Source organism: Microbacterium indicum DSM 19969, assembly GCF_000422385.1.
In the GTDB taxonomy this organism is placed as follows: domain Bacteria; phylum Actinomycetota; class Actinomycetes; order Actinomycetales; family Microbacteriaceae; genus Microbacterium; species Microbacterium indicum.
On sequence record NZ_KE383821.1, the window covers coordinates 1 to 15,987 of the forward strand.

Below are 15,987 nucleotides of genomic sequence, written 5' to 3' on the forward strand. Positions count from 1 at the left end.
CGTTCATCCTGAGCCAGGATCAAACTCTCCAAAAAGAAAAAATGCATACCCACACGGGAAAACGCGTGAGCAGCGAGTTTGAAACTGACCAATGTGATGTCATCTGACATCAAATGATCCAAAAAGGAATTGCTCTAGTCCAAAGACTAGGGACAATCAAATAATTGGCATTTGACAAGTGCACGCTGTTGAGTTCTCAAGGATCAGACGCACCCGGCCCCGACTCTTCCAAGCCGGCCCTCCGGGGCAACTGCTCTATCTTATCCCACCCGATCAGCAAGTCAAATCCGACACGCCGTGACTTTCGAAGAACTTCACGAAACAGTCGCACCTGAACTCAATCACCGACCGAGAGGCACAAGAGACAACCTTACGAGCCATTCCTGAGCGAAACCTGAACGCCGTGAAACCGACAATCCGAGGAAACCCTCACGAACAACCGAACCAGTCATCCTGTTGTCGCCTGTCTGGGATGGGGGAGCCTTCCGGCTCAACCTCACCGCTTGGCGGCGACAAGGGAATACATTACGCGGATGTTTCCGGAGCGCCAACCCACCCCACCACCGGGCGTGTCGCGCGGCGAGGGAGGCACCGGCACGCCCTCCCTCGCCGCACGGCGTCGGCCTAGCGTCGGGACCACGGCGGCCACACGACCGCGCCGCCGAGGAGAGGAGCAGCATGCACACGAGGAAGCTGGGACAGGGTCTCGAGGTCTCCGCCATCGGGCTCGGCGCGATGGGAATGTCGATGTCGTACGGCCCCAACCCGGGCGACCGCGACGACATGATCGGCGTGCTCCGGTACGCCGTCGAGCGGGGCATCACCTTCATCGACACCGCCGAGGTGTACGGCCCCTATGTCAACGAGGAGCTCGTCGGCGAGGCGATCGCCCCCACCCGGGATCAGGTCGCCGTCGCGACGAAGTTCGGCTGGAACATCGTCGACGGCCGCATGCAGGGCACCGACTCCCGTCCCGAGCAGATCCGTCGCGTCGCCGACGCTTCGCTCGCGCGCCTCGGCGTCGATGCGATCGACCTCTTCTACCAGCACCGCGTCGACCCGGACGTGCCGATCGAGGACGTCGCGGGAGCCGTCGGCGAGCTCGTCGCCGCCGGGAAGGTAAAGCACTTCGGGCTCTCGGAGGCCGGTGCCCAGACGATACGCCGTGCCCACGCCGTCTTCCCCGTGACGGCCGTGCAGTCGGAGTACTCGCTCTGGACCCGCGATCCCGAGGCCGAGGTCCTGCCGACCCTCGCCGAGCTCGGCATCGGCTTCGTGCCGTTCAGCCCGCTCGGCAAGGGCTTCTTCACCGGGACCGTCACCCCGGGGCAGACCTTCGGCGCGGGAGAGATCCGCGGCACGATCCCGCGCTTCGAGGCCGAGAACCTCGCCGTGAACCAGGCGCTGCTCGACCGCGTCACGGCGCTCGCCGACGCCCGCGAGGCGACGCCCGCGCAGGTGGCGCTCGCCTGGCTGCTCGCGCAGACCCCGTTCATCGCGCCGATCCCCGGCACCCGCCGGCGCGAGCGCATCGACGAGAACGCCGGCGCGGCCGCGCTGCGCCTCTCCGCCGACGACATCACCGAGCTGGATGGGCTCGTCGCCGCGCTCGGCGTCGCCGGGGACCGCTACGGCGAGGCCGGCATGAAGATGGTCGGCCGCTGACGTGCGGAGGGCCTGGGCGGCAGTGCCAGGCCCTCCCACCCGGCGACGACTTCGGCCTATCGTCAAGACCGGGATACGCCTCCGCATCCCGGCGTCATGAGACGTCGACCGGGAAGGGGACGCAGATGAGCTCGCTCGAAATCGTGGTGATCCTCGGCGTCGCGATCGCGATCTCCGCCGTCGCGGCCCCACGGCTGCGCATCGCGGCCCCGCTCGTACTGGTCGCGGTCGGGCTGCTGCTCGGCTTCGTCCCCGACCTGCGCGAGATCCACCTCCCGTCCGAGGCGGTGCTGATCCTCTTCCTGCCGGTGCTGCTGTTCTGGGAAAGCATCACGACCTCGCTCCGATCGATCCGCCGCGACCTGCGCGGCGTCCTGCTCACGAGCACCGTGCTCGTCGTGGCGACCGCCTTCGCCGTGGCCGGCGTCGGGGTCACGATGGGGATGAGCTCGATCCTTGTGCGCGGCATCGAGGAGGACGTCCTCCCCACGACCGAGCGCTACGGCATGGGCACGCTCAGCTACAGGCCCTCGCCGGCGGCTGGCTGTCCGGCCGGTGGCGCGCCGGGAACGGCCCCACCGCGACGTCGTCCGCCCGCCCCAGCGCGCGGTTCGATATGTCGAGCCCCGCCAACCAGCGCAAGCTCGAGGCCGTCGAGCAGCTCGCGCTGCTCGCGAAGGACACAGGGATCTCGCTCCCCGAGATGGCGATCGCGTTCGTGGTCAACCACCCGGGCCTGACCTCGGCGATCGTCGGCCCCGCACGATGGAGCAGCTCGAGTCGTACCTGCCCGCGGCCGGCGTCACCCTGTCGGCCGAGGTGCTCGACCGCATCGACGAGATCGTCGCGCCCGGCGTGACGATCAACCCCGACGACAACAGCTACGGCCAGCACGAGCTGGTCGCCTCCGCGCGGCGACACTCATCGAGCGGTCCGCGCCGCCGCGCGCCTGCGGGACGAGGCGGCGGGCACGATCAGGGCGACGGCCGCGACGAGGCTCAGCGCGAGGCACACGCTGGCCGTCGCGAACGCCGCGTCGACCTGGGCCGAGAGCCCCGCCGCGGTGCCGGGGTCGCCGGCCGGGGTCGAGAAGGCGACCATGACCGCGAGCCCCAGGGTCATCCCGACCTGGTGGAAGGTGTTCACGAGGCCCGACGCCGCGCCCCGCGTCGCCCGCCGTGGCGCCAACGATGCCCGACGAGGTCAGGGGCGCGAAGGCGAGACCCTGGCCGACGCCGATGAGCAGCATCGGCACGGCGACCGCCGTGAGGTAGTCGCTCTCGGGCGTCAGGAGGCTCAGGCCGAAGACGCCCGCGAGCGTCAGGGCGATCCCGACGACGAGCGGGAGCGCACTGCCGAAGCGGCGGGTGAGCCGCGGGATCGCCATCGCGACCACGAAGTTCACGGCGCTCATCGGCAGGAACCCGAGCCCCGCCTGCAGGGGGTTCCAGCCGAGCACATTCTGGAGGAACTGCGTCGTGAAGAAGAAGAACCCGATCATCACGGCGAGGTAGAAGAACCGCGCGATGTAGGCGCCCGTGCGCTCGCGGCTCGCGAAGAGCCGCAGCGGCATGATCGGCTGCGCCGCGCGGGCCTCGTTGAGGACCAGGACCAGGACCAGGACCAGGACCAGGACCAGGACCAGGACCAGGACCACGAGCAGGATCGCACCGACGAGGTCGGAACGAGGGCGACGGGCGACGCCCAGCCGCCCTCGGCGGCGTGGATGACGCCGAACACGAGAGCGCCGACGCCGAGCGTCGCGGTCAGCGCGCCGACGAGGTCGAAGCGGCCGCGCGCGGCCGGCGTCTCGGGCAGGAAGCGCGGAGCGAGGATCATCATCGCGATCCCGATGGGGACGTTGATGAAGAAGCCCGCGCGCCACGAGATGAAGTGCGCGAAGGCGCCGCCGATCACCATGCCCAGGCTCGCCCCGATGCCGGCGGTCGCGCCGTACCAGGCGACGGCGCGGGTGCACTCGGATCCCTCCGGGAACGACGCGGTGAGGAGCGACAGCGACGACGGGGCGACGATCGCCGCGCCTATGCCCTGCAGGGCGCGCCCGCCGATGATCCACCAGTCGGCCTGCGAGAGCCCGATCAGGAGCGACGCGAGCGTGAACACCGCGAGGCCGAAGACGAAGACGCGGCGGCGCCCCAGCAGGTCGCCCGCGCGGGCGCCGAGGAGCAGGAGCCCGCCGAAGACGAGCGTGTAGGCCTCCTGCACCCACGACAGCTCCCCCGCCGACAGGCCGAGGCCCGTCTCCAGGCTGGGCAGCGCGGTGAAGATCACCGAGTTGTCCAGCAGGATCATGAAGTAGCTGAGCAGGATGATCGCCAGAATCGCCACGCGGTGCACGGGAACGGCGACGACCGACTGGGGCGCGGCGGAGGTCACGGACGGACCATGACCTTGAGCGCCGTGCGGTCGTTCATCGCGGCGTACCCGGCGGGGACCTCGTCGAGCGACACGGTGCGGTCGAAGACGAGACCGGGGTCGATCTCGCCCGCGAGGACCTGCCCGATGGCCTGCTCGAGGTAGGCGCGGACGGGCGCCGGGCCGCCGGCGAGGCGGGCGTTCTTGCCGAACAGCGAGCCGAAGCCGATGGCGGCGTCCTCGTACTGCGGGACGCCGACGCGGGAGATGATCCCGCCCGGGCGGACGATGCCGTACGCCTGCTCGTAGGCGGGCATGTGGCCGACGGCCTCGAGCACGACGTGGGATCCCTCGCCGTTCGTGAGGTCCATGACCTTCGCGATGCCCTCGTCGCCGCGCTCGGCGACGACGTCGGTCGCGCCGAACTCGATGCCGAGGTCGGTGCGCGCCGTGTGGCGGCCCATGAGGATGATCCGCTCGGCGCCGAGCTGGCGCGACGCGAGGACCGCCCCGAGGCCGACGGCGCCGTCGCCGATCACCGTGACGGTCTTGCCCGGGGTGACCTCGCCCATGAAGGCGGCGTGGTAGCCCGTGAGGTACACGTCGGACAGCGTGAGGAGCGAGGCGAGGAGCGGCTCGTCGGCCGTCGCCGGGTCGACGTCCGGCACCTTCACGAGGGTTCCGTCGGCCTGCGCGACGCGCTGCAGCTCGGCCTGGCAGCCGCCGACCTCGGGGGATCCGAAGAACGAACCGTGCTGGCACGCGGTGTGCATGCCCTCGCGGCAGAACACGCAGGTGTTGTCGCTCATCGCGAAGGGGACGACGACGAAGTCGCCGGGCTTCACGGTCGTGATGGCCGAGCCGATCTCCTCGACGACGCCGATGAGCTCGTGGCCCATCGGGGCGCCCTGGCCGCCGGCGGGCATGGAGTGATAGAGGTGGAGGTCGGATCCGCAGATGCACGCACGCACCGTGCGGACGATCGCGTCGGTGGGCTGGAGGATCTTGAGGTCGGGTACGGTCTCGATGCGCACGTCACCGGCGCCGTACATGAACGCTGCCTTCATGAGATCTGTCGCGTCTTTCTCTCGTTGGTCACGATGAGCTCGGAGAGACGGCACCCCGCGATGTCTGCGGCGTCTGCCGGCGGAGTGCCCTCCGTCGGGCTGATACCCACTCCACGCCGCCGCACGCGGGCGCGGGAGTTCCTGCCCTTCCGGGTACTGCCAGACCCTCCCAGGCCCGGCCCGCGCGCCAGGCGGGCACCGCCGGGACAGGTAACGGCAGTCCCTGACGCCCGCGCGGGCGCGTCGTTACCGTGAGCCGGATGGACGACAGAACCGAGGTCCGCGAGTTCCTCAGCACGCGTCGCGCGCGCCTCTCCCCCGCCGATGCCGGCCTGCCCGCATACGGCGGCAGGCGGCGCGTCGCGGGGCTGCGCCGCGAGGAGGTCGCGATGCTCGCCGGGGTGTCGGTCGACTACTACACCCGCCTCGAACGCGGCACCCTCGCGGGGGCGTCCGAGAGCGTCCTCGCGAGCATCTCGCGTGCGCTCAAGCTCGACGAGGCCGAGAACGAGTACCTCTTCGACCTCGCGCGCCGCGCCAACTCGGGCCCGATCCCCCGGCGCCGGCAGCCCCGCCCGCGCGTCCGAGCGTCGCTCCGGCAGGTGCTCGACGCGATGGGCGACGCGCCCGCGTGGGTGCGCAACGCGCGCCACGACATCCTGGCGGCCAACCGGCTCGCGGTTGCGCTGCACTCCCCGCTGTTCGCGGATCCGCACCGCCCCGTCAACGGGGCGCGCTTCCTGTTCCTCGACCCCGCCGCCCGCGACTTCTGGCGCGACTGGGATCGCACGTCCGACGACGTCGCGGCGTTCCTGCGCGCCGATGCCGCCCGCGATCCGTACGAGAAGGGGCTCACCGACCTCATCGGCGAGCTCTCGACCCGCAGCGAGGACTTCCGCCGGAAGTGGGCGAAGCACGACGTGCGGTTCCACCGCACGGGGACGAAGAGGATGCACCACCCGGTCGTCGGCGACCTCGATCTGGACTTCGCGTCGATGGAGATCCCGTCCGAACAGGGCCTCGTGCTCATGGTCTACACGGCGGCGGCGGACACGCCGAGCGCCGACGCCCTGCGGCTCTTCGATGCGTGGGCCGCGACGCAGGACATGGGCAGACCCGAGCTGACGGGCGCGCCGGCGGCGCCGCGCGACTGAGCGCGCGGATCAGACGGCGAGAGCCGGTTGGGCGATGCGGCCGTCGACGACCGTCACGAGCTCGTCGAGGGCGTCGCGGTGCACAAGGTCGTGCGTGACGAGCAGCGTCGCGGTGTCGCGCTCGTGGGTGAGGCGGGCGATCAGCTGCATGATCTCGGCGCCGCGCTCCTGGTCGAGCGCGCTCGTCGGCTCGTCGACGAGCAGGACCTCGGGGTTGTGGACGAGGGCACGGGCGATCGCGACCCGCTGCCGCTCCCCGCCCGAGAGCTGGTGCGGGCGCTTGCCCGCGTGCGCGGCGAGGCCCACGGCGTCGAGCAGCTCGTCGACGCGGCCGTCGATCTCGGCCTTCCGCCCGCGCCCGGCCGCGCCTCCGAGCCGCGCCATGACCTGCAGCTGCTCGCGCGCCGTGAGCGTGGGAAGCAGGTTGGACTGCTGGAACACGATGCCGATGCGCTCGCGGCGCAGCGCGGTGGCCTCGCCCTTCGAGAGCTGGGCGCCGTCGATCGCGTCGGCGTCGCTCCCGATGAGGACGCCGCCCGAGTCGGGCCGGATGAGCGTCGCCGCGACGGCGAGGATGCTCGACTTGCCCGAGCCCGAGGGGCCCGTGATCCCCGTGACGACGCCGTCGCCGCCGCGGAGGGTGAGGTCGTCGACGGCCATGATGCGGTTGTCCCCGTCGGGGAAGGTGAGGGTGACGTTCTGCAGTTCGATCATCGGTTGCTCCCGAGTGCGGTGAGGGGGTCGGCTGTCGTGACGGAGCGGAGAGCGAAGGTCGCTCCCGCGAGGCTCAGGACCGCCATGACGGCGGCCGGGGCGAGGGTCGTGAGGGGGCTCACGACGAAGGGCAGCGCCCGGCCGGCGAGCGCGCCGACCGCGGCGAGGCCGACGCCGATCCCGACGACCAGGACGATGAGCGCCTGGCCGAGCGAGTCGCGCACGAGCGATCCCGTCGTCGAGCCGAGGGCCTTGAGGACCGCGATGTCGCCCGCGCGCTGCATCGTCCACACCGTGAAGAACGCGCCGACGACGAGGGCCGAGATCCCGAAGAGCATCGCGATCATGAGGCCGAGGGATCCGATCTCGGAGCGGAACGCGTCGAGCGCCGTCAGGCTCGCGAGCGGGGTGTCGGCGACGGTGTCGGTCTCGGATCCGACGGCCTCCCAGTCGGGGTCGCCCGTGACGGCGATCACGGTCGCGTCCCCCGTGCCGCCCGTCTGGGTGCTCGCGGTGCTCCAGGCGTCCGACGTCATGACGATGACGGGGGTGTGGCTGTACCAGAGGTCGGCGCCGACCGTCGAGACGGTGGAGTCGTCGCCCGCGATCGAGATCGTGTCGCCGGCCCGGACGCCGAGGCCGTCGGCCGCGCCGGAGGAGAGCCCCACCTCGGTGTCGGAGCCCGGCGTGAGGGCGAAGAGCGGGTTCGACGCGGTGCCCGGCACGTCGCTCGGGAGGCCGTAGCGCGCGACGCCCGTCGGGTCGTCCGCGCCGTCGGCCGTCGCCCGCGACTGCGAGATCCCGATCGGCGTCGCCGAGTCGACCCCGTCCGCCTGCTGCCACTCCGTGACCGTGCCGTCGTCGAGCGACGACGTCGAGTAGCTCGGATCCCCGCTGTCCGGCTGCTGCAGCACGATCCGGTCGCCCGGAATGTCGAGGACCGACGAGATGTTCTGGGCGGCGAGCCCTCCCGTGAGCCCGGCGAGGAAGCCGACGAGCAGGGTGATCAGGGCCACGACGGCTCCGATGAGGACGAAGCGGCCGCGGGCGAACCGCAGCTCTCTCCACGCGACGAACACGATGATGCCTTTCCGCCCCGGCACGCTGCCCGAGCTGTCTTCGACTCTCCCGCCGGAGGGCACCCCGGAGCATCGCCAGAACCGTGGGATCGCGGTCCAACTTTCGGTTGATGGCAGGGCCCTCCCGCTCGCATAGGCTGGGCGCGTCATGCCGCATACGACCCTCGCCCCGGTGTTCACGGGGCTCCGCGTAGGCCTGCACGCCCTCCTCATCGAGCTCACGGCCTTTGCCGTCGTGCGCGCCTTCGTGGTGGAGGCCCCGTCGGCCGTGTGAACCCTCGTCGTCGGCGTCGCGTTCGTCGCCGCCTACCTGCCGGGCGCGGGCGCGCGGCGCGGCGGATCCCGCGTCTCGCCGCACACCTTCGCGCTCGTCTGGGTCGCAGTGCTCACGGTCCTGTGGGCGGTCCTGACCTGGCTGAGCCCCGAGGGCGCGTACCTCGTCTTCCCCCTCTTCTTCCTCTGCCTCCACGTCCTCCCCGGCCGCGGCGGGGTCGCGGCGATCGTCCTCGCGACCGCGTTCGCGATCGTCGCGCTCGGCCTCCACCTGGGGTTCAGCGTCGGCGGCGTGATCGGTCCGCTCGTCGGCGCCGGCGTCGCGCTCCTCATCGGGCTCGCGTATCGCGCCCCGACGCGCGAAGCGCAGGAGCGCGAGCGGCTGCTCGCCGAGCTGATCCGGACCCGCCAGTAGCTCGCCGACACCGAGCGCGAGCAGGGGGCGCTGGCCGAGCGGGCGCGCCTGGCGCGCGAGATCCACGACACCGTCGCACAGGGGCTGTCGTCGATCCAGGTGGTCCTCCGCGCCGCCGAGCGCGACGCCCCCGAGCCCGCGGCGGGGTATGTGCGCCTCGCGCGCGAGACCGCGGCCGACAGCCTCGCCGACACGCGCCAGATCATCCGCGAGCTCACCCCCGCGCGGCTCGACGACGGCCTCGCGGCCGCGCTGCGGCGGCTGGGCCGCGAGCAGGCGGAGCGCGAGGGGATCCCCGTCGACGTCGCCGCCGACGAACTCGATCTGCCGATGGCGACCCAGACCGCGCTGCTGCGGCTCGCGCAGGGGGCGATCTCGAACGCGATCCGGCACGCGGAGGCGCGGGGGATCTCGATCGGGCTCACCGGCGACGGCGCGGAGGTGTCGCTCGTCGTGCGGGACGACGGGCGCGGCTTCGACGCGACGGCGGCCGTCGCCGACTCGCACGAGGCCGACTCATTCGGGCTGCACGCCATGCCCGAGCGCGTCGACCAGCTGGGCGGCGAGCTCGTCATCGACTCGGCGCCCGGCACCGGCACGGCCGTGACCGCGCGGCTCCCGCTCGCGCCCGAGGGGGAGCCGTCGTGATCCGCATCGTGCTCGCCGACGATCATCCCGTCGTCCGCGCGGGCCTCCGCGCGATGCTCTCGGGGGACCCCGAGCTCGACGTCGTCGGCGAGGGAGACGCCCGAGTCCGCCGTCTCCCTCGCGTCCGAGATCGCGCCCGACCTCGTGCTCATGGACCTGCAGTTCGGCACCGCCGAGACGGGGGCCGACGCGACGCGACGGATCCGTGCCCTCGCGGGCGGGCCCGCTGTCCTCGTGCTGACGAACTACGACACCGACGGCGACATCCTCGGCGCCGTCGAGGCCGGCGCGAGCGGCTACCTCCTCAAGGACGCTCCGCCCGACGAACTCGTCGCCGCGCTCCGGGCCGCCGCCGCGGGCGAGACGGCGCTCGCCCCGGCGATCGCGGGCCGCCTGCTCGCGCGCATGCGGTCCCCGCAGCCGACCCTCAGCGCGCGCGAGACCGAGGTCCTGCGCCTCGTCGCCGACGGCGCGACGAACAACGACATCGCCGCGGGCCTGCACATCAGCGACGCGACCGTGAAGTCGCACCTCGTGCACATCGACACGAAGCTCGGCGTCTCCTCCCGCACCGCGGCCGTCGCGGCCGCGCCCGGATCCGGGATCCTGCGGTAGCCCCGCGCGGGTGACAGCCCGACCCCTGAGGAGCGCCCGCGCCAGCCGGGTGACGCGGCATCCGGCTCACGGCGCGGCCGGCCGGATACGCGGCTCGCCGCCATCACCGTCGACGAGTGACCGTACGCGGCGCTGCGCACGTGCGTCGGGCAGCGCAGAAGCACGCGACTTGACGCGGAGCGCGCTCCGGGTGTGACGATGTCACCATGACCGACATCGCCCTCCCCGCCGTCGCGATCGACGTACCCGCAGAAGGTCTGACGCTGGGCCAGTCGGCAGCCGCCATGGGCATCGCCTCGGAGACGCTCCGCTACTACGCCTGCTGAGAGACCCCACGCCCCGGGATGCCGGAGGACGACGACGCTTCCATCGCGAGGATCTCGAATGGATCGCCGCTGTGCTGATGCTGCGCCAGACCGGCATGCAGATCTCCGGCATCCGGCACATCGCCGAGCTGAGCCGGAGACCGGGCACCGAGCGCGAGCGTCTCGACGTCTTCGTGGACCATCGCCGCCACGTTCTCGCGATGCTCGCACGGACACGCCTGCACCTGGAAGCCATCGAACAGAAGATCGCCGCCTACCGCGAAGTTCTCGCAGAAGGAGAGGACGAGGAATAAGACAGCATGCGCTCGGCGACGGGCTCACCGTCTCAGCCATCAGCCTCGGAGCGATGGGCATGAACGCGTTCTACGGCCCCAGCGACGAGAAGGAGTCCATCGCGGCTCTCCAGCATGCCGTCGACAGCGTCGTGAGCTTCATCGACACAGCCGAGGCATACGGCCCCTTCACCAACGAGAAGCTGATCGGCCGGGCACTCGGGCACCGCCGCGACGAGGTCACCCTGGCGACCAAGGCATCGGCCGAGACCGACGACGACGGCACTGTGCACGGCCGCAACGGCACCCCCGCGTACATCCGACACGCGTGCGAGCCCTCGCTCCGGCACCTGGGCACCGACGTGATCGACCTCTATTACCTGCACCGCGCCGACCCCGCCGTGCCGATCGAGGAGAGCGTCGGCGCGATGTCGGAGCTCGTCCGCGAGGGCAAGATCCGCCACATCGGCCTCTCCGAGGTCTCGGCCACGACGATGCGCCGCGCACACGCCGTGCACCCGATCGCTGCCATGCAGTCGGAGTTCTCGCTCTTCGCCCGCGACATCCTGCACAACGAGGAGAAGGTGACCGCTAACGAGCTGGGGATCGGGTTCGTGGCGTTCTCACCGCTCGGGAGAGGAGTGCTCTCCGACGGCATCCGCCGTCTCGACGATCTCGCCCCCGACGACGCCCGGCGCGGTGTGCCGCGCTTCGCGCCTTCGGCCTTCGCCGCCAACCGGAGGCTCGTCGAGCGCGTCGAGCGGATCGCCGAACGCATCGGCGCGACGGTGGCGCAGGTCGCCCTCGCCTGGGTTTTCGCGGAGGGCGTCGTCCCGATCCCGGGTACCCGGCATCGAGAGCGCCTCGACGAGAACGCGGCGGCCGCGGGAATCATGCTCGACGAAGCCACCCGACGCGAGCTCGCCCGAGCACTTCCCGCGACCGAGATCGTGGGCTCCCGGGACGGGATCGACGCGCCGACGGGCACCGACCGCTGATCGATGCTCCGCCTCACCGAGCCGCGGCACGGGGCGCGGATCGGGGGGCCTCCCCGCGGTGCCTCATCGGACGGGGCGCAGAGGCGCGGCTGCGGCCGCCGACACGTCAGACCGGCGGGGCCGCGCCATCCCCCCGGATGACGCGGCCCCGCAGCTCTCTGCGATCCCGAGGTGTCACTCCGACGGGGGCATCAGCACGGAGTCGATGAGGTACACCACGGCGTTCGACGTCTGGACGCCGCCGCAGATCACCATGGCTTCGTCGTTCACCATCCACTCGTCGCCGCTGCCGGTGACTTCGAGGTCCTCTCCCTCCACCGTCGTGTGGGTGCCCTCGATGTCGGCCGGTTCGATCTGGCCGGGAAGGACGTGGTACGTCAGGATCGACGTGAGCAGATCCGCGTCGCTCTGCAGCGTCTCAATCGTATCCGCGTCGATCTTCGCGAACGCGTCGTCGACGGGAGCGAAGACCGTGAACTCGTCTCCGTTGAGCGTGTCGACGAGGTCCACATCCGGGTTCAGCTCACCGGAGACCGCCGAGACGAGCGTGGTGAGCATCGGGTTGTTCGAGGCGGCCACCGCCACGGGGTCCTGGGACATGCCCTGGATCGAACCGGCGCCGTCGGGCACCTGCTCGGCGTAATCGGCGCAGCCGGGACCGACGAGGTTCGCCGCCGGGTCCATGCTGTCCGTGTCGGTGCTCGGCGAAACCTCCTCCATCGGCGTCGAGGACGAGCCGGTGTCGGTGTCGGTGTCGTCGGTCGTGTCGCCCATCGAGCAGGCCGAAAGCGCGAGGGCTCCGGCGAACACGAGCGACAGGCTCGCCGTGATCTTCTTCTGGGTGCTGAGCATGACTACCTCCGGTGTCGGAGCCCGCGAGCGGGCTCTTCGTCTGGGATGCACACCGCGGGACACGGCGTACGACAAGGTATTCGGAACCCCCGCCAGATCGGATGGGGCGATCCGGAAGCCGATCGAGATCTCCGTCGGAGCCGCGCCGACCAATCCGATGCGCCGTCGTGCACGAACCACTCACGACCAACGGAAGGGATCGCGCATGTCGATCATCCTCATCGGGCTGCTGGGCGGCCTCATCACCGGCATTTCGCCCTGCATCCTGCCGGTGCTCCCCGTCATCTTCCTCACGGCGGGTGCGCAATCGGCGCGCTTCGCGGGCGCGGGCGGAGAATCGACCGACGCCGTGCAGGCACGGCGGTCTCGGCCGTTCCTGGTGATCCTCGGGCTCGTCGTGAGCTTCACGCTTGTGACGCTCGTCGGCTCGCTCCTGCTCGGCGCCCTGGGCCTCCCACAGGACATCCTGCGTTGGATCGGCATCGCGGTGCTCATCGTGATCGGCGTCAGCCTCGTCATCCCGCGCATCGCTCACCTGTTGGAGAAGCCGTTCCAGTGGATCCCGACGCGCCAGGTGTCGAACAACGGAAACGGGTTCGGAGTCGGGCTGGCGCTCGGAGCCGTCTTCGTGCCCTGTGCCGGGCCTGTGCTCGCCGCGATCATCGTGGCCGGCTCCACGGGGCGAATCGGGTGGGACACCGTGATGCTGACCGCCGCATTCGCGATCGGAGTGGCCGTGCCGCTGCTGGCGTTCGCCCTCGCCGGGCGCGGGGTGATCGAGCGCGTGCGCGCCTTCCGCACCCGCGAACGCGGCCTGCGGATCACGGCCGGCGTGGCGATGATCGCGCTCGCCGTGGGCATCGCCTTCAACGTCCCGCAGATCCTCCAGCGGCTGGTGCCCGACTACACAGCGGCCCTGCAGCAGGAGCTCACCGACTCCGACGAGGCGCAGGAGGCGCTGGATCTCGGCGGGCTGGTCAACGACGAGAACAGAGACCTCGACAAGTGCACGAACGGCGCAGCCGAACTCGAGTCGTGCGGCACGGCGCCGAGCCTCACGGGCATCGCGGGGTGGCTGAACACCCCAGGAGGCGAGTCCGTCGACCTCGCCGACCTTAGGGGACACGTCGTGCTGATCGACTTCTGGGCCTACTCGTGCATCAACTGCCAGAGGAGCATCCCGCATGTCGTGGCCTGGGACGAGGCGTATCGAGAAGCAGGGCTCGAGGTCATCGGCATCCACTCGCCCGAGTACGCCTTCGAGAAGGACGAGAGCAACGTCTCGGCGGGGGCACGTGACTTCGGCATCGAGTACCCCGTCGCGCTCGACAACGACCTGTCGACGTGGACGAACTACCGCAACCGCTACTGGCCGGCGCATTACCTGATCGACGCCGACGGCACGGTTCGGCACATCTCGTTCGGGGAGGGAAACTACGACGCGACCGAACGGCTCATCCGCGAGCTCCTGCAGGATGCCGACCCGGACGTGACGCTGCCGAGTCCGACCGACGTCGATGACCGGACACCGGAAGGGGGATCGACGACGCAGGAGACCTTCCTCGGGTCGTCGAAGGATGTCAACTTCGCCGGGCCTGATGCCTATCGCGCTGGTCGCGGCGAGTTCTCCTATCCCGCCGATCAGCCCGATGACACGTTCGCCCTCGACGGGGACTGGCAGGTCGAGACCCAGTTCGCGACGCCGGCCTCCGCGAGCGCGCACATCCGCCTGGCCTTCCGCGCCTCCGAGGTGCGTATGGTGCTGGCCGGCGACGGCGACGTGCGGGTGCGGTCGGAATCGGGTCAGGAGCAGACGCTGCACGTTTCGGGCACGCCGAAGTCGTACCGGATCGTCGATGACGGAACCGGCGAGGCGCAGATCGTGGATGTCGAAGTCGGCGCCGGCGTCGAGGCCTACTCGTTCACGTTCGGGTGATGGCTCGCGTCCGAGGTCGCCGATGCAGAACGGAGATAGTGCATGCTGGAGCCCATGGTGATCGACGGCGTGGACTTCCGTGAGGGGGATGCCGATCCGGTCGACCACGTAGCCGCCCTTCTGCTGCGCACAGCAGACGGAGATCGAGACGCCTTCACGCAGCTGTACGACATGCTGTCCCCGCGCGTATTCGGTCTCATCGTGCGCGTTCTCGTCGACCATCATCAGAGCGAAGAGGTGCTGCAGGAGGTCTTCATCGAGGTGTGGCAATCCGCCGCGCGGTTCGCTCCGAATAAGGGACAGGGCCGGGGGTGGGTGCTCACCATCGCGCACCGGAGAGCCGTCGACCGCGTGCGCACCGCACAAGCGAGAACACGGCGCGACATGCGAGTGGGGATCCGGGATCTCGAGGTCGCGCGTGACGGAGTCGCCGAGGAGGTGGAGTCGAGAGTAGAGGGGAGACGTGTGGTGGCGGCGCTGGGCACGTTGCCCGCCCCGCAGCGGGACGCTCTGATCCTGGCCTACTACGGCGGTTACAGTCAGAGTGAGATCGCGGCGATGACCGGCTCCCCGCTGGGCACGGTGAAGACAAGGATGCGAGACGGCGTCTCGAAGTTGCGTCAGGAGATGGGGGCGACACCGTGAACGACGAGGCGTTCGCCGAGCTCTCGGCTGCACATGCCATGGGTGCGCTGTCGCCCGACGACGAGCGCATCTACCGTGAGGCGCTCGCCGCCCACCCGGAGTGGCAGGCGATCGTCGACATCGATGCCGCGACCGTCGCTTCTCTCGGCGACGGTGTCAGCGAGATCGCACCGCCCCCGCACGTGCGCGACACGATCGTCTCCCGCATCACGGGGATGGGACAAGACGATGCGCCCCGACACGCACCGGGGGGTGCTCCCGCTGCGGCGGAGGACCCAGAGCGCAAGCGAACGCCGCACGCCGCCGCTCCAGAGCGTCCCGCTCCGCGTCGGCGATGGGCCCTGTGGGCGTTCGCGCTCGCCGCGTGCCTCGTCGTGCTGGGCGGCGCGGGTTTCGGAGCCGCCTCTCTCAGCGGCTGGCTGAACCGCCCCGTCTCGGTCGTGGCGCTCGACGAGATCGAGCGAGCGCTGGACGCACGCGCGGCAACGGCCGAACTCGTCGACGGCGGAGAGGCGACGGCGCACTGGTCGGAGAGCGTGGGCGAGGCAGTCGTGGTCGCGCAGGGACTGCCGTCGATCTCCGAGGACCAGAGCTTCGAGCTGTGGTTCGTCCGAGGCGACGAGCCGATCGCCGCCGGCACCTTCACGGCAGCGGACGAGGGCCGCGCCACCGCGCTGATGGAGGGCGAGATGCGCCCGGGGGACCTGATCGCCGTCACGATCGAAGAGGAGGGCGGATCGCAGACCGGTCAGCCGACCTCAGACCCGATCGTCGTCATCGACACCGCGTGACGGGCCGTTCCCGACGGGGCTCCCGAGGGATCGCGCGCAGCGCACGGGACCGGATCCGCCCCGCTGCGGTCCGCCGCGTTCGCCCGTCCGCGGCCGGATGGTTCCAGCGTCACGGTCGACGTGCAGCAGCGAGAAGAGCTGACGACGGTCCCCGTGTCGCA

Annotated in this window: 17 protein-coding genes and 1 pseudogene; 12 read left to right on the plus strand and 6 right to left on the minus strand. The window is 70.8% G+C overall.

Features of this window, described 5'->3' with window-relative positions; translation table 11 throughout:
• Positions 1-678 precede the first annotated feature (678 nt).
• Positions 679-1,665 (plus strand): aldo/keto reductase, encoded by a 987-nt coding sequence (locus H576_RS0112350; protein ID WP_029151178.1) that lies wholly within the window; start codon positions 679-681, stop codon positions 1,663-1,665.
• A gap of 544 nt (positions 1,666-2,209) precedes the next feature.
• A complete protein-coding gene (locus tag H576_RS17240; RefSeq protein ID WP_245559191.1) occupies positions 2,210-2,524 on the plus strand; it encodes an aldo/keto reductase in 315 nt (104 codons plus the stop codon).
• 3 nt (positions 2,525-2,527) lie between these two features.
• Here the strand turns inward: H576_RS17240 and H576_RS17245 are convergent, their stop codons facing one another.
• Genes H576_RS17245 through H576_RS0112370 form a run of 3 tightly spaced genes read right to left on the minus strand, consistent with a single transcriptional unit; the run spans position 2,528 to position 5,108 of the window.
• Positions 2,528-3,238: an MFS transporter gene (locus H576_RS17245; RefSeq protein ID WP_425411274.1), complete on the minus strand. Its 711-nt coding sequence runs from the start codon at positions 3,236-3,238 to the stop codon at positions 2,528-2,530.
• Positions 3,166-4,062, minus strand: coding sequence for an MFS transporter (locus H576_RS17250; protein ID WP_245559184.1), 897 nt, complete (start codon positions 4,060-4,062; stop codon positions 3,166-3,168). The genes H576_RS17245 and H576_RS17250 overlap by 73 nt, the downstream gene beginning before the upstream one ends.
• Entirely contained in the window at positions 4,059-5,108 is a 1,050-nt protein-coding gene (locus tag H576_RS0112370) for an alcohol dehydrogenase catalytic domain-containing protein (protein ID WP_029151181.1), read from the minus strand. Before H576_RS0112370 ends, H576_RS17250 begins: the two co-directional genes overlap by 4 nt.
• Positions 5,109-5,368: 260 nt before the next feature.
• Here H576_RS0112370 and H576_RS15790 point away from each other — a divergent pair, with 260 nt between their 5' ends.
• Complete coding sequence (locus H576_RS15790) at positions 5,369-6,262, plus strand: helix-turn-helix domain-containing protein (protein WP_051172747.1); 894 nt, start codon at positions 5,369-5,371, stop codon at positions 6,260-6,262.
• Positions 6,263-6,271: 9 nt separating this feature from the next.
• Here the strand turns inward: H576_RS15790 and H576_RS0112380 are convergent, their stop codons facing one another.
• Positions 6,272-6,976, minus strand: coding sequence for an ABC transporter ATP-binding protein (locus H576_RS0112380; RefSeq protein ID WP_029151182.1), 705 nt, complete (start codon positions 6,974-6,976; stop codon positions 6,272-6,274).
• Entirely contained in the window at positions 6,973-8,055 is a 1,083-nt protein-coding gene (locus H576_RS0112385) for an ABC transporter permease (RefSeq protein WP_029151183.1), read from the minus strand. The genes H576_RS0112380 and H576_RS0112385 overlap by 4 nt, the downstream gene beginning before the upstream one ends.
• Positions 8,056-8,203: 148 nt before the next feature.
• On the opposite strand from H576_RS0112385, the gene H576_RS17345 reads away from it, so the two are divergent.
• The 6 genes and pseudogenes from H576_RS17345 (at position 8,204) to H576_RS0112410 (ending at position 11,602) form a co-directional block, all read left to right on the plus strand.
• On the plus strand, positions 8,204-8,329 hold the full coding sequence (locus H576_RS17345) for a hypothetical protein (RefSeq protein ID WP_342664884.1): 126 nt from the start codon (positions 8,204-8,206) through the stop codon (positions 8,327-8,329).
• Positions 8,330-8,437: 108 nt separating this feature from the next.
• Complete coding sequence (locus H576_RS17350) at positions 8,438-8,743, plus strand: hypothetical protein (protein ID WP_342664885.1); 306 nt, start codon at positions 8,438-8,440, stop codon at positions 8,741-8,743.
• Positions 8,744-8,791: 48 nt separating this feature from the next.
• Complete coding sequence (locus H576_RS17355) at positions 8,792-9,391, plus strand: sensor histidine kinase (protein WP_342664887.1); 600 nt, start codon at positions 8,792-8,794, stop codon at positions 9,389-9,391.
• Positions 9,388-10,006: pseudogene (locus H576_RS15800) on the plus strand (response regulator). Before H576_RS17355 ends, H576_RS15800 begins: the two are co-directional and overlap by 4 nt.
• A 322-nt stretch (positions 10,007-10,328) precedes the next feature.
• The gene (locus H576_RS16490; protein ID WP_281167319.1) at positions 10,329-10,625 is read left to right on the plus strand and encodes a MerR family transcriptional regulator; all 297 of its coding nucleotides are present in this window, start codon (positions 10,329-10,331) and stop codon (positions 10,623-10,625) included.
• A 38-nt stretch (positions 10,626-10,663) separates the two neighbouring features.
• On the plus strand, positions 10,664-11,602 hold the full coding sequence (locus tag H576_RS0112410) for an aldo/keto reductase (RefSeq protein WP_425411275.1): 939 nt from the start codon (positions 10,664-10,666) through the stop codon (positions 11,600-11,602).
• Between the two features lie 174 nt (positions 11,603-11,776).
• Here the strand turns inward: H576_RS0112410 and H576_RS0112415 are convergent, their stop codons facing one another.
• Positions 11,777-12,454: a fasciclin domain-containing protein gene (locus H576_RS0112415; protein WP_029151185.1), complete on the minus strand. Its 678-nt coding sequence runs from the start codon at positions 12,452-12,454 to the stop codon at positions 11,777-11,779.
• A gap of 205 nt (positions 12,455-12,659) precedes the next feature.
• Between H576_RS0112415 and H576_RS0112420 the strand changes: the two genes are divergently transcribed.
• From H576_RS0112420 to H576_RS0112430, 3 genes are read left to right on the plus strand one after another with little or no spacing between them, the layout of a single operon-like run.
• Positions 12,660-14,390: a cytochrome c biogenesis protein DipZ gene (locus tag H576_RS0112420; protein ID WP_029151186.1), complete on the plus strand. Its 1,731-nt coding sequence runs from the start codon at positions 12,660-12,662 to the stop codon at positions 14,388-14,390.
• Between the two features lie 42 nt (positions 14,391-14,432).
• The gene (gene sigK, locus H576_RS0112425; RefSeq protein ID WP_029151187.1) at positions 14,433-15,035 is read left to right on the plus strand and encodes an ECF RNA polymerase sigma factor SigK; all 603 of its coding nucleotides are present in this window, start codon (positions 14,433-14,435) and stop codon (positions 15,033-15,035) included.
• Positions 15,032-15,826 (plus strand): anti-sigma factor, encoded by a 795-nt coding sequence (locus H576_RS0112430; RefSeq protein ID WP_029151188.1) that lies wholly within the window; start codon positions 15,032-15,034, stop codon positions 15,824-15,826. The genes sigK and H576_RS0112430 overlap by 4 nt, the downstream gene beginning before the upstream one ends.
• Positions 15,827-15,987 lie beyond the last annotated feature (161 nt).

Excerpts from the sequence above, each read along its gene's own strand:
- H576_RS0112350 (WP_029151178.1), top strand. The coding sequence starts at position 679 with ATGCACACGAGGAAGCTGGGACAGGGTCTCGAGGTCTCCGCCATCGGG.
- H576_RS17245 (WP_425411274.1), bottom strand. The coding sequence starts at position 3,238 with ATGCCGCTGCGGCTCTTCGCGAGCCGCGAGCGCACGGGCGCCTACATC.
- H576_RS0112370 (WP_029151181.1), bottom strand. The coding sequence starts at position 5,108 with ATGAAGGCAGCGTTCATGTACGGCGCCGGTGACGTGCGCATCGAGACC.
- H576_RS15790 (WP_051172747.1), top strand. The coding sequence starts at position 5,369 with ATGGACGACAGAACCGAGGTCCGCGAGTTCCTCAGCACGCGTCGCGCG.
- H576_RS0112380 (WP_029151182.1), bottom strand. The coding sequence starts at position 6,976 with ATGATCGAACTGCAGAACGTCACCCTCACCTTCCCCGACGGGGACAAC.
- H576_RS17345 (WP_342664884.1), top strand. The coding sequence starts at position 8,204 with ATGCCGCATACGACCCTCGCCCCGGTGTTCACGGGGCTCCGCGTAGGC.
- H576_RS0112415 (WP_029151185.1), bottom strand. The coding sequence starts at position 12,454 with ATGCTCAGCACCCAGAAGAAGATCACGGCGAGCCTGTCGCTCGTGTTC.
- H576_RS0112420 (WP_029151186.1), top strand. The coding sequence starts at position 12,660 with ATGTCGATCATCCTCATCGGGCTGCTGGGCGGCCTCATCACCGGCATT.
- sigK (WP_029151187.1), top strand. The coding sequence starts at position 14,433 with ATGCTGGAGCCCATGGTGATCGACGGCGTGGACTTCCGTGAGGGGGAT.